9 protein-coding genes and 4 tRNA genes are annotated in these 9446 nt (G+C 59.7%); 3 read left to right on the top strand and 10 right to left on the bottom strand.

Annotation, left to right across the window (positions count from 1 at the left end; genetic code table 11):
• Positions 1–719: adhesin (locus tag HX801_RS28420; protein WP_177023164.1), on the bottom strand; the 719-nt coding region annotated here is incomplete at its 3' end.
• Between the two features lie 162 nt (positions 720–881).
• Here HX801_RS28420 and HX801_RS28415 point away from each other — a divergent pair.
• Positions 882–1088, top strand: a complete 207-nt coding sequence (locus HX801_RS28415) for a hypothetical protein (protein ID WP_134326072.1) — start codon at positions 882–884, stop codon at positions 1086–1088.
• Positions 1089–1264: 176 nt separating this feature from the next.
• Here the strand turns inward: HX801_RS28415 and HX801_RS28410 are convergent, their stop codons facing one another.
• From HX801_RS28410 to gltX, 9 genes are all read right to left on the bottom strand, one after another.
• Positions 1265–2230, bottom strand: a complete 966-nt coding sequence (locus tag HX801_RS28410; RefSeq protein ID WP_003214454.1) for a tRNA-dihydrouridine synthase — start codon at positions 2228–2230, stop codon at positions 1265–1267.
• 40 nt (positions 2231–2270) lie between these two features.
• A complete protein-coding gene (locus HX801_RS28405) occupies positions 2271–2720 on the bottom strand; it encodes a thioesterase family protein (protein WP_003214456.1) in 450 nt (149 codons plus the stop codon).
• A 50-nt stretch (positions 2721–2770) separates the two neighbouring features.
• Positions 2771–3604 carry an alpha/beta hydrolase gene (locus HX801_RS28400; RefSeq protein ID WP_177023163.1) on the bottom strand — a complete coding sequence of 278 codons (834 nt, stop codon included), beginning with the start codon at positions 3602–3604 and terminating at the stop codon, positions 2771–2773.
• Between the two features lie 28 nt (positions 3605–3632).
• A complete protein-coding gene (locus HX801_RS28395) occupies positions 3633–4172 on the bottom strand; it encodes a TetR/AcrR family transcriptional regulator (protein ID WP_003214462.1) in 540 nt (179 codons plus the stop codon).
• A 184-nt stretch (positions 4173–4356) separates the two neighbouring features.
• A tRNA-Glu gene (locus HX801_RS28390) sits at positions 4357–4432 on the bottom strand.
• An 80-nt stretch (positions 4433–4512) separates the two neighbouring features.
• Positions 4513–4588, bottom strand: a tRNA-Ala gene (locus tag HX801_RS28385).
• A 50-nt stretch (positions 4589–4638) separates the two neighbouring features.
• Positions 4639–4714, bottom strand: a tRNA-Glu gene (locus tag HX801_RS28380).
• A 79-nt stretch (positions 4715–4793) separates the two neighbouring features.
• Positions 4794–4869, bottom strand: a tRNA-Ala gene (locus HX801_RS28375).
• Positions 4870–5016: 147 nt separating this feature from the next.
• Positions 5017–6498, bottom strand: coding sequence for a glutamate--tRNA ligase (gltX, locus tag HX801_RS28370; RefSeq protein ID WP_177023162.1), 1482 nt, complete (start codon positions 6496–6498; stop codon positions 5017–5019).
• 196 nt (positions 6499–6694) lie between these two features.
• Between gltX and HX801_RS28365 the strand changes: the two genes are divergently transcribed.
• Together HX801_RS28365 and HX801_RS28360 are read left to right on the top strand one after the other, a co-directional pair.
• Entirely contained in the window at positions 6695–7741 is a 1047-nt protein-coding gene (locus HX801_RS28365) for an HlyD family secretion protein (RefSeq protein WP_102368518.1), read from the top strand.
• Positions 7731–9281 (top strand): MDR family MFS transporter, encoded by a 1551-nt coding sequence (locus tag HX801_RS28360; RefSeq protein ID WP_177023161.1) that lies wholly within the window; start codon positions 7731–7733, stop codon positions 9279–9281. Before HX801_RS28365 ends, HX801_RS28360 begins: the two co-directional genes overlap by 11 nt.
• Positions 9282–9446: the final 165 nt, after the last annotated feature.

The raw sequence follows: 9446 nt of genomic DNA, 5'->3' as shown, positions 1-9446 counted from the left end.
GGGACCGGTGCATCGGGCTTAGGCGGGACCGGCTTCGTTGCATCCGGGTGAGGGCAATGGCAGTTCATCACTTGGACCGTGACGTTCACGTCGGAACTGCTCCGGGCGTTCGGCTGCACGTCCTTGCCCGATGCGGGGTCTGGCCTGCGGGGCTCTGGCAGGGGTTTAGGCGTTACCTTAACCTCGGAACTCGGGACCGCTGGATTGTTTGCTGGCTTGTCTTTCTGTACTGACACCTCAGGGTTGGTCCCGGACTTGTCCTTGAGTGCAGTGTTCAATACCGGCGAGTTGGTCTCGGCTTTGTCCTTGGCTACAGTGTTCGGCACTTGCGAGTCAGTCCCCGCCTTGTCCTTGGCCGCAGTGTCCGGCACATTCGATTTACTGTCCGCCTTATCCTTCACCGGAGTATCGCTACTCTTTTCGGGTTTAGGCAGCGGGCCAGCATCGGGTACCAACTTGGGCATCCCCCCCTGCCCGGACAGCATGTTCCGTATGGCCTTGAATGCATATTCAAACAACTCGAACAACTTCTCGAGTGCATCCTTGTTGAAGGTGACGGTTCCATCCGTCACCACGGCGGGATTGTTTTTCAATACTGTGCCGGGCGTATTCGCCCGGATTTCGCCGGCGCTCTTGTCGACAGACTTTGGCAGGTCTGCATTCTGCTGATTGAAGTCATTAGTCAAGCGAGGGAAATTATTGACCGACAAATTAGACATAAACAAATCCTTATTCAGTGATTGCCAAAACTCCTTCAGCGGTCTGCAAACAGACCGTCCAGGTTCTGGACTGGAAACAAACCCGAGTGCTGCACACTCCCTACTTTCGTGGGTGTTGCGAGCATCGGGTTCCGAAAATCGGCCTTCACATAAGGAAATCAAATGAAAATAGAGACTTTATCCTATGGACTTTCCGTAAAACATCATGCTTACCCGGTGGTCGCCGTGGGCAAAATGGATATATCAGGCAACAGTCAGCCGTTAAGGCAAATTGATGAAATCACTCACCCACGCCAGTCATTCATATCTGTGTTATTGCGCGCGCCCCTCATACTCCAACTAACAAAACTTAAAAATATGCGCCGCTGACACCGCAAGACTCTGTAGCAAACAAGAAACTTGCTCACATATATAAAGCAATCAAAAAGCTCTAGTCACGTGCCCACAAACACTCGCTGTTAACGATCCGCGGCCTTATTTCAAGCAAAAAAAAGGGCGCCCACGGCACCCTTTCCTACTGGATTGAAACGCTTATATATATGTACTCAATTTTGCAGCGCAACCGAATCAGGCACCCCTAACAATCGTCCTACCTGCTCCAGGTCGGTTTCCCGCCGCATCAGCGTAAATAGTTCAACTGCTTCGGGATAGTTGCGGGTCAGCATCGCCAGCCATTGCTTCAAGCGTCCCGGCGCCTGGCGCTCGGTCAATTGCTCAACGGATTGCCGCCAGAATTCCTGGAGCATGGGTTGCATCTGCGCCCAAGTCATCTCGACCACCTCTTCCCCGGCCCGCGCGGCAGCAATCTGCCGGGCCAGGTCGGGACGGGCCACCAGGCCGCGACCGAGCATGATGTCTTCGACACCGCTGATTTCGCGACACCGCCGCCAGTCTTCAACGCTCCAGATATCACCGTTGGCGAACACTGGCACCTTGACCACCTCTTGCACACGCGGGATCCACTCCCAGTGCGCCGGAGGTTTGTAGCCGTCAGCCTTGGTGCGGGCATGCACCACGATATGTGCTGCGCCGCCTTCGGCCAGGGCCGTGGCGCACACCAGGGCACCGTCGGGGCTGTCGAAGCCCAGGCGCATCTTGGCCGTGACGGGAATATGCGCCGGCACCGCACGCCGTACGTGTTCGACGATCTGGTTAAGCAGCTCCGGCTCCTTGAGCAGCACCGCACCGCCACGGGACTTGTTCACGGTCTTGGCCGGGCAACCGAAGTTGAGGTCAACCACCTGAGAGCCCAGCTCACACGCCAGGGCGGCGTTTTCCGCCAAACACACCGGGTCTGAACCGAGTAACTGCACACGCAGCGGCACGCCGGCAGCGGTCTTGGCACCGTGCAGCAACTCAGGGGCGAGTTTGTGGAAATAGGCAGGCGTCAGCAGGCGGTCGTTGACCCGGATGAACTCGGTCACGCACCAATCAATACCACCGACCCGGGTCAGCACGTCCCGCAGGATGTTGTCGACCAACCCCTCCATGGGCGCCAAAGCAATTTGCATGGAAAACACTCAACGAAAAACGTGGCGCAGTTTACTGGTTTCAGACGCTGGCAGGTAATTCGCCTTGCAGCGCAGGGCCATAACCCTCAAGAAATTCCGACGGCATGCGCTTGGGCTTGCCGCTGGACAGTTCGATGCAGACAAAGGTGGTTTGCGCTCGCAGCAAGGTAGCGCCATCACGCGGGCGTACCAGCTGGAAGCGTCGGGTCATTTTCAGGCGCTGGTCCCAGTCGACGATCCAGGTCGCCAACTGCAGCTCATCGCCCTCGTAACCGGCGGCGAGGTAATCGATCTCATGACGCACCACGGCCATCGCGCGATCCAGCCTGCGGTACTCGCTAAGGTCCAGCCCCAGGCGCTGGGAATGGCGCCAGGCGCAGCGTTCGAGCCAGGACACGTAAACGGCGTTGTTGGCGTGCCCCAGACCGTCGATGTCGTCGGCACCGACCTGCAGATCGATGATAAACGGCGTTGCCAAATCCCAGCCCATGGGGTGCTCCCGGTCGATTAATGTCGGCGGCGAGCAGTGTAACCCATGGCTCAGGCGGTTTGGCGCTCCGACACGTGGCGGCCGGCCAGCAGCGCCAGCACGCCTTCGATCACACGCGGATCCGCCAGCACTTTCTGGTGCCCGCCCTGCTCCAGGCGCAGCAGGCGGCTGTCGAACCAGGCGTCATGGATGACCTGGCAAGCCTTGACCGAGACGAAGGTATCGTCTTCGGCATGCACGATCAGGCCCGGGATATTCATTTGATAGTGGGCGACATCGAGGTGCTTGAGAGGCATGCCCATCGTCAGCTCGACCTCCTGGATAAACGCCGAACGCGCTCGCGCCGGCAAACCGACCATGCCGGCAAAGCCGCGCAGTACGTCGAGAAACCGCGAGGGTGCGGCGATGCTGACCAACGCCTTGGTGCGCAAGCCCAACTGCACCGCCAACATCGCGCTGGCCCCACCCATGGAGTGACCGACAACCGCATGCAGCGGTGGCAGTTCGGCAGCCGCTTCCAGCATGGCACGGGCAAACAGTAGCACATGGGCTTCGCGCCCCGGCGAACGCCCGTGGGCCGGGCCGTCCAGCGCAACCACCGAATAACCCGCGTCCACCAATGCGCTGATCAGGCTGGCGAATTGCGTCGGGCGCCCTTCCCAGCCGTGCATCAACAGCACCGCAGGGCCCTGGCCCCACTTCAGCGCCGACAGGCCGAAACGCAAAGTGATGCGCTCGGACTGCGCCAGCAGCGGCAGCTCCCAATCACGGGGCGGCAAATCGCGAGGCGTCATGAACACCCGACGCATCTTGCTGGCCACCGTTTGCGGCGCCAGCCGGCCCAAGGTGCCATTGACGCCACGAATCCATTTCAACGTGCCCATCGCTCATCCCTCAGGCCAGAAGCCGTTCTTAACGCACTGCGGACTTGGCCGCACGCAATACACGATCCGATAACTCACCCGGGCCCAGGGCGCGGGCCAGCGACAAGCCGCCGATCATCAGCGCCATGTCGGCCAGGGCCTTGTCGGTGTCTTCCGGGCTGGCGGCCAGCTGTGCTGCCATCAGTTCGCAGTGTTCGTTCAAGGCCTGGCGAAATTCGTCCGGCAGGCGGCTCATCTCGCCCACGGTGGACGGGATCGGGCACGCCTGGCTGGTGGAGTCACGGTGTTTACGCGACAGGTAGAACGCTGCGACCAGCGCGCGACGCTCTTCACCGGTCAGCGAGGAGTCCATGTCATCGACGGCGGCGCGACGCCGGGCCAGCAACTCGGTGAAGGCCTCCAGCATCAGTGCGTCCTTGCTTTCAAAGTGCGCGTAGAAACCGCCGACGGTAAGCCCCGCCGCGCCCATGACTTCGCCCACACTCGGCTCGGCCGGGCCGCGTTGTACCAGGGCGGCGCCGGCAGCTTGCAGAATGCGTTCGCGGGTTTGCGCTTTTTTATCGTTCATCGTTGCCTCCGAATCTCATGCTTCGAATATTATTACCATAATAATATTTCGCAAGCCACAGGCATGACCATTGGTCAGAAGAACATTCAGGGAAAAAGGAAGGAGGGTTGGCCAAACGCCAGACAAACAAAAGGGCCATTCAATAATTGAATGACCCTTAAAAATCCCGCAGAGCGGGTAATCGTGGCGTCCCCTAGGGGACTCGAACCCCTGTTACCGCCGTGAAAGGGCGGTGTCCTAGGCCACTAGACGAAGGGGACACAAACCTTCTGTACAACTGATCAGCGCTGAGGACTGATCGAATTCAAGGACGGTGTGGCCAGACCTTGAACCTGTAAATTGGTGGAGCTAAACGGGATCGAACCGTTGACCTCTTGCATGCCATGCAAGCGCTCTCCCAGCTGAGCTATAGCCCCGGATTTTTCGCCTCGCGGCGCAGCAGACCTTTCGAACTGCTTGTTGAAACTGGCGTCCCCTAGGGGACTCGAACCCCTGTTACCGCCGTGAAAGGGCGGTGTCCTAGGCCACTAGACGAAGGGGACACAAACCTTCTATACAACGTGATCAGGCTGAGTCTGATCGAATTCAAGGACGGTGTGGCCAGACCTTGAACCTGTAAATTGGTGGAGCTAAACGGGATCGAACCGTTGACCTCTTGCATGCCATGCAAGCGCTCTCCCAGCTGAGCTATAGCCCCTCGTCGGTGAGGACGGGGCGAATCTTAATGGCGTATTCGAAACGTGTCAAATTTATTTTCAACAATTTTCAAAATTTTTTGCCGAGATAACAATCACTTACCGAGCAAACCCCGGAAAACCGGGGTTTGGCCGTTACAACAGCGTGCTTAAGCGATAGCGCCCAGCAGCTTTTCCCATTCCTTGTTTTCTTTCTTCGACACACCACCAAGCAAATCAAGGGCTTGGCGCAGACGGAAGCGAGTCAGGTCCGGGCCCAGAATTTCCATCGCATCGAGCACCGACACAGAACTCGCCTGCCCGGTGATCGCGGCAAACATCAGCGGCATCGCATCGCGCAATTTCAGTTCCAGGGATTCAACCACCGCCTGGATAGTCGCGGTAATCGCATCCTTATCCCACTGGCGCAGGCTTTCGAGCTTCCACAGGATCAACTGCATCAACTGGCGAACCTGGTCACCCGAGAGTTTCTTCGACTCAAACAGCTTCACGTCCGGGTTCACGCCACCGGCAAAGAAGAAACTCGCCAACGGTGCGACCTGGCTGAAGGTCTCCACCCTGCCCTGCACCAGCGGCGCGATCTTCATCATGTACTCGGGGTTCAACGCCCACTGCTGCACGCGGCTGGCGAACTCTTCCACCGGCAGGTCACGCAGCCACTGGCCGTTGAGCCACGACAGCTTCTCGATGTCGAAGATCGGCCCACCCAGGGACACACGGGACAGGTCGAAGTTATCGACCATTTCCTGCAACGAGAACTTCTCGCGCTCGTCCGGCATCGACCAGCCCATGCGGCCCAGGTAGTTGAGCATCGCTTCGGGCATGAAGCCCATGCGCTCGTAGAAAGTCACCGAGGTCGGGTTCTTGCGCTTGGACAGCTTGCTCTTGTCCGGGTTACGCAGCAGCGGCATGTAGCACAGCTGCGGTTGTTCCCAGCCGAAGTACTCGTACAGCAGGATCAGTTTCGGCGCCGATGGCAGCCACTCTTCGCCACGCAGTACGTGGGTGATGCCCATCAGGTGGTCGTCCACCACGTTGGCCAGGAAGTACGTCGGCAGGCCGTCGGTCTTCATCAGCACTTGCATGTCCATGCGGTCCCACGGGATCTCGACGTCACCGCGCAGCATGTCCGGCACCACGCACACGCCTTCGCTCGGCACCTTCATGCGGATGACGTGCGGCTCGCCGGCAGCCAGGCGCTGGGCCACTTCTTCCTTCGACAGCAGCAGCGCGCGACCGTCATAGCGCGGGGTTTCGCCACGGGCCTGCTGCTCGGCGCGCATCTGGTCCAGCTCTTCGGCGGTGCAGAAGCACGGGAAGGCATGGCCCATGTCGACCAGTTGCTGGGTGTACTGCTTGTAGATGTCGCTGCGCTCGCTCTGGCGATACGGGCCGTGGGGGCCGCCGACGTCCGGGCCTTCAGCCCAGGTAATGCCCAACCAGCGCAGGGCATCGAAAATCTGCTGTTCCGACTCGCGCGTGGAGCGCAGTTGATCGGTGTCTTCGATCCGCAGGATGAATTCACCGCCATGCTGCTTGGCAAAGCAGTAGTTGAACAAGGCGATGTAAGCAGTACCTACGTGGGGATCCCCAGTAGGCGATGGCGCGATGCGCGTGCGGACGGTGGTCATGGCGGGTCTCGAATTGGCGATAAAACTGAAAATGAAACAAGGGGCGAATGGTAACAGCCCCAAGCCCTTGGGCTCCAGCGTGGGGAGGCGAACAAAGGGCATATGAGACAAGCTCCGGTCTCAAGTCTCGACATGGCTATTTGCCAGACCGTTCGCTGGCTATATTCCATTACCTTTTGTCGACGACATTATTGCCATGCCTGCCCCGCTCAAACGCCGCCTGTTTATCTTCCTGTTTATCGTGGTCCTGATCGCCGCGGGCTTTTTCGCCCAGTGGTTCTTCAAGGGCCGTTTTTATGAAAGCACCGACAACGCCTACGTCCAGGGCGAGATCACCCGGGTCTCCAGCCAACTGGGTGCGCGCATCGTCGAGGTGCTGGTGGGCGACAACGAGCACGTGGAAAAAGGCCAACTGCTGGTCAAGCTCGAAGGCGACGACTTTCACCTCGCCGTCGATCGCGCCAACGCCGCCCTGGCCATGCGCGAAGCCGAGCGTGTGCAGGCCCAGAGCAAACTGACCCAGCAAGCCAGCCTGATCGCCGCCGGTGCAGCCAAGGTCTCGTCCAGCCAGGCCACCCTCGGCCGCTCGCAGATCGACCTGAACCGCGCACAAACCCTGCGCAAACCCGGCTATGTCTCCGAAGAACGGGTCACCACCCTCGACGCCGACAACCACATCGCCCGCTCCCAGGTGACCATGGCCCAGGCCGACCTGCAGGGCCAGCGCCAGCAGGTCAACGCCCTGAACGCCGAGATCAAGCGCCTCGACGCGATGATCGCCAACGCCAGGACCGACCTGGCCCAGGCCGAACTGAACCTGACCCGCAGCGAAATCCACGCGCCCATCAGCGGCCTGATCGGCCAGCGTGCCGCGCGCAACGGTCAATACGTACAGGCCGGCGCCTACCTGCTGTCGATCGTCCCGGACCAGGACATCTGGGTGCAGGCCAACTTCAAGGAAACCCAGATCGGCCACATGCAACCCGGGCAAAAGGCCGAGCTGACATTCGACGCCTACAGCGATACTCCGATCGAAGGCCGCGTCGCCAACCTGTTCGGCGCCTCCGGCGCGCAATTCAGCCTGCTGCCACCGGACAATGCCACGGGTAACTTCACCAAAGTCGTACAACGGATTCCGGTCAAACTGACCTTCGCCACCGACAACCCGCTGCAAGGCAAAATCCGCCCGGGCATGTCGGTGACGGTCAAAGTGAACATCCAAGACCCGCACGATGGCCGGTGATCAACTGCTGCCGCCGGTAGGCGAACCGAGCCGGCGCGACTGGATAGCAGTCATGAGCGTAATGCTCGGCGCCTTCATGGCGGTGCTCGACATCCAGATCACCAACTCCTCCCTCAAGGACATCCAGGGCGCGCTGTCGGCCACCCTGGAAGAAGGTTCGTGGATTTCCACCTCCTACCTTGTGGCCGAAATCATCATGATCCCCCTCACCGCCTGGCTGGTGCAGCTGCTGTCGGCGCGTCGGCTGGCGGTGTGGGTCTCGGGCGGGTTCCTGATCGCCTCGCTGATGTGCTCCATGGCCTGGAGCCTGGAAAGCATGATCGTATTCCGCGCGCTGCAGGGCTTTACCGGCGGCGCGCTGATCCCCCTGGCGTTCACCCTCACGCTGATCAAGCTGCCCGAACATCACCGCGCCAAAGGCATGGCCATGTTCGCCATGACCGCCACCTTCGCCCCGTCCATCGGCCCGACCATTGGTGGCTGGCTCACGGAAAACTGGGGTTGGGAATACATCTTCTACATCAACATCCCACCGGGCCTGATCATGATCGCCGGGCTGCTGTACGGCCTAGAGAAAAAGGACTCCAACTGGGACCTGCTCAAAAGCACCGACTATCTTGGCATTGTCACCATGGCCGTGGGCCTTGGGTGTTTGCAGGTGTTTCTGGAAGAAGGCCATCGCAAGGACTGGCTGGAATCCAGCCTGATTGTCAGCTTGGGCACTGTCGCCCTGCTCAGCCTGATCACCTTTGTGATCGTGCAGATGTCCAAGCCCAACCCGCTGATCAACCTGCGCATCCTCGGCAATCGTAATTTCGGGCTATCGAGCATTTCGAGCCTGGGGATGGGCGTGGGGTTGTATGGCTCGATTTATCTGCTGCCGCTGTACCTGGCGCAGATCCAGAACTACAACGCCCTGCAAATCGGCGAAGTGATCATGTGGATGGGGGTTCCGCAGCTGTTTTTGATTCCGCTGGTGCCCAAGCTGATGAAGTACGTGTCGCCCAAATGGCTGTGCACCCTGGGGTTCGGGCTGTTCGGGTTGGCGAGTTTTTCATCGGGAGTGCTGAACCCGGACTTCGCCGGCGACCAGTTCAACCGCATCCAGATCATCCGTGCGCTGGGGCAGCCGTTGATCATGGTGACAATTTCGCTGATTGCCACGGCATACATCATGCAGAAGGACGCGGGGTCGGCGTCGAGCCTGTTCAATATTTTGCGAAACCTGGGCGGGGCGATCGGGATTGCGTTGCTGGCGACGCTGCTGGATGCGCGCACCAAGACCTACTTTGATTACCTGCGTGAGGCGATTGTGCCGACCAATCCACAGGTGGCAGAGCGCATGGCCAGGCTGGCGGAGACGTTTGGCAGTGAGACGGCGGCGTTGGGCAAGTTGAGTGAGATAGCGCATCAGCAGGCGCAGATCATGGCTTACAACGATGCGTTCCATTTTGTAGGGTTGGCGCTGGGGATCAGCATGGTGGCGATCTTGTTGACCAAGGCGTTGCCGGCGGGGCTTAAGGCTGGGGAAGCCCACTGAAATAACCTGTGGCGAGGGAGCTTGTTGTGGCGAGGGAGCTTGCTCCCGCTGGAGTGCGGAGCGCTCCCAGAATTTTGGGGCCGCTTCGCAGCCCAGCGGGAGCAAGCTCCCTCGCCACAAAGAGCTTGAAGATCGTTCCCACGCTCTGCGTGGGAATGCCTCACT

Source organism: Pseudomonas sp. G1002, from assembly GCF_013385455.1.
In the GTDB taxonomy this organism is placed as follows: domain Bacteria; phylum Pseudomonadota; class Gammaproteobacteria; order Pseudomonadales; family Pseudomonadaceae; genus Aquipseudomonas.
This window is presented reverse-complemented; position numbering and strand designations above follow the sequence as displayed.

What these genes read in the sequence shown, in the direction of transcription:
- HX801_RS28415 (WP_134326072.1), top strand. Translation starts at nt 882, where the DNA reads ATGAAAATAGAGACTTTATCCTATGGACTTTCCGTAAAACATCATGCT.
- HX801_RS28410 (WP_003214454.1), bottom strand. Translation starts at nt 2,230, where the DNA reads ATGCAAATTGCTTTGGCGCCCATGGAGGGGTTGGTCGACAACATCCTG.
- HX801_RS28405 (WP_003214456.1), bottom strand. Translation starts at nt 2,720, where the DNA reads ATGGGCTGGGATTTGGCAACGCCGTTTATCATCGATCTGCAGGTCGGT.
- HX801_RS28400 (WP_177023163.1), bottom strand. Translation starts at nt 3,604, where the DNA reads ATGGGCACGTTGAAATGGATTCGTGGCGTCAATGGCACCTTGGGCCGG.
- HX801_RS28395 (WP_003214462.1), bottom strand. Translation starts at nt 4,172, where the DNA reads ATGAACGATAAAAAAGCGCAAACCCGCGAACGCATTCTGCAAGCTGCC.
- gltX (WP_177023162.1), bottom strand. Translation starts at nt 6,498, where the DNA reads ATGACCACCGTCCGCACGCGCATCGCGCCATCGCCTACTGGGGATCCC.
- HX801_RS28365 (WP_102368518.1), top strand. Translation starts at nt 6,695, where the DNA reads ATGCCTGCCCCGCTCAAACGCCGCCTGTTTATCTTCCTGTTTATCGTG.
- HX801_RS28360 (WP_177023161.1), top strand. Translation starts at nt 7,731, where the DNA reads ATGGCCGGTGATCAACTGCTGCCGCCGGTAGGCGAACCGAGCCGGCGC.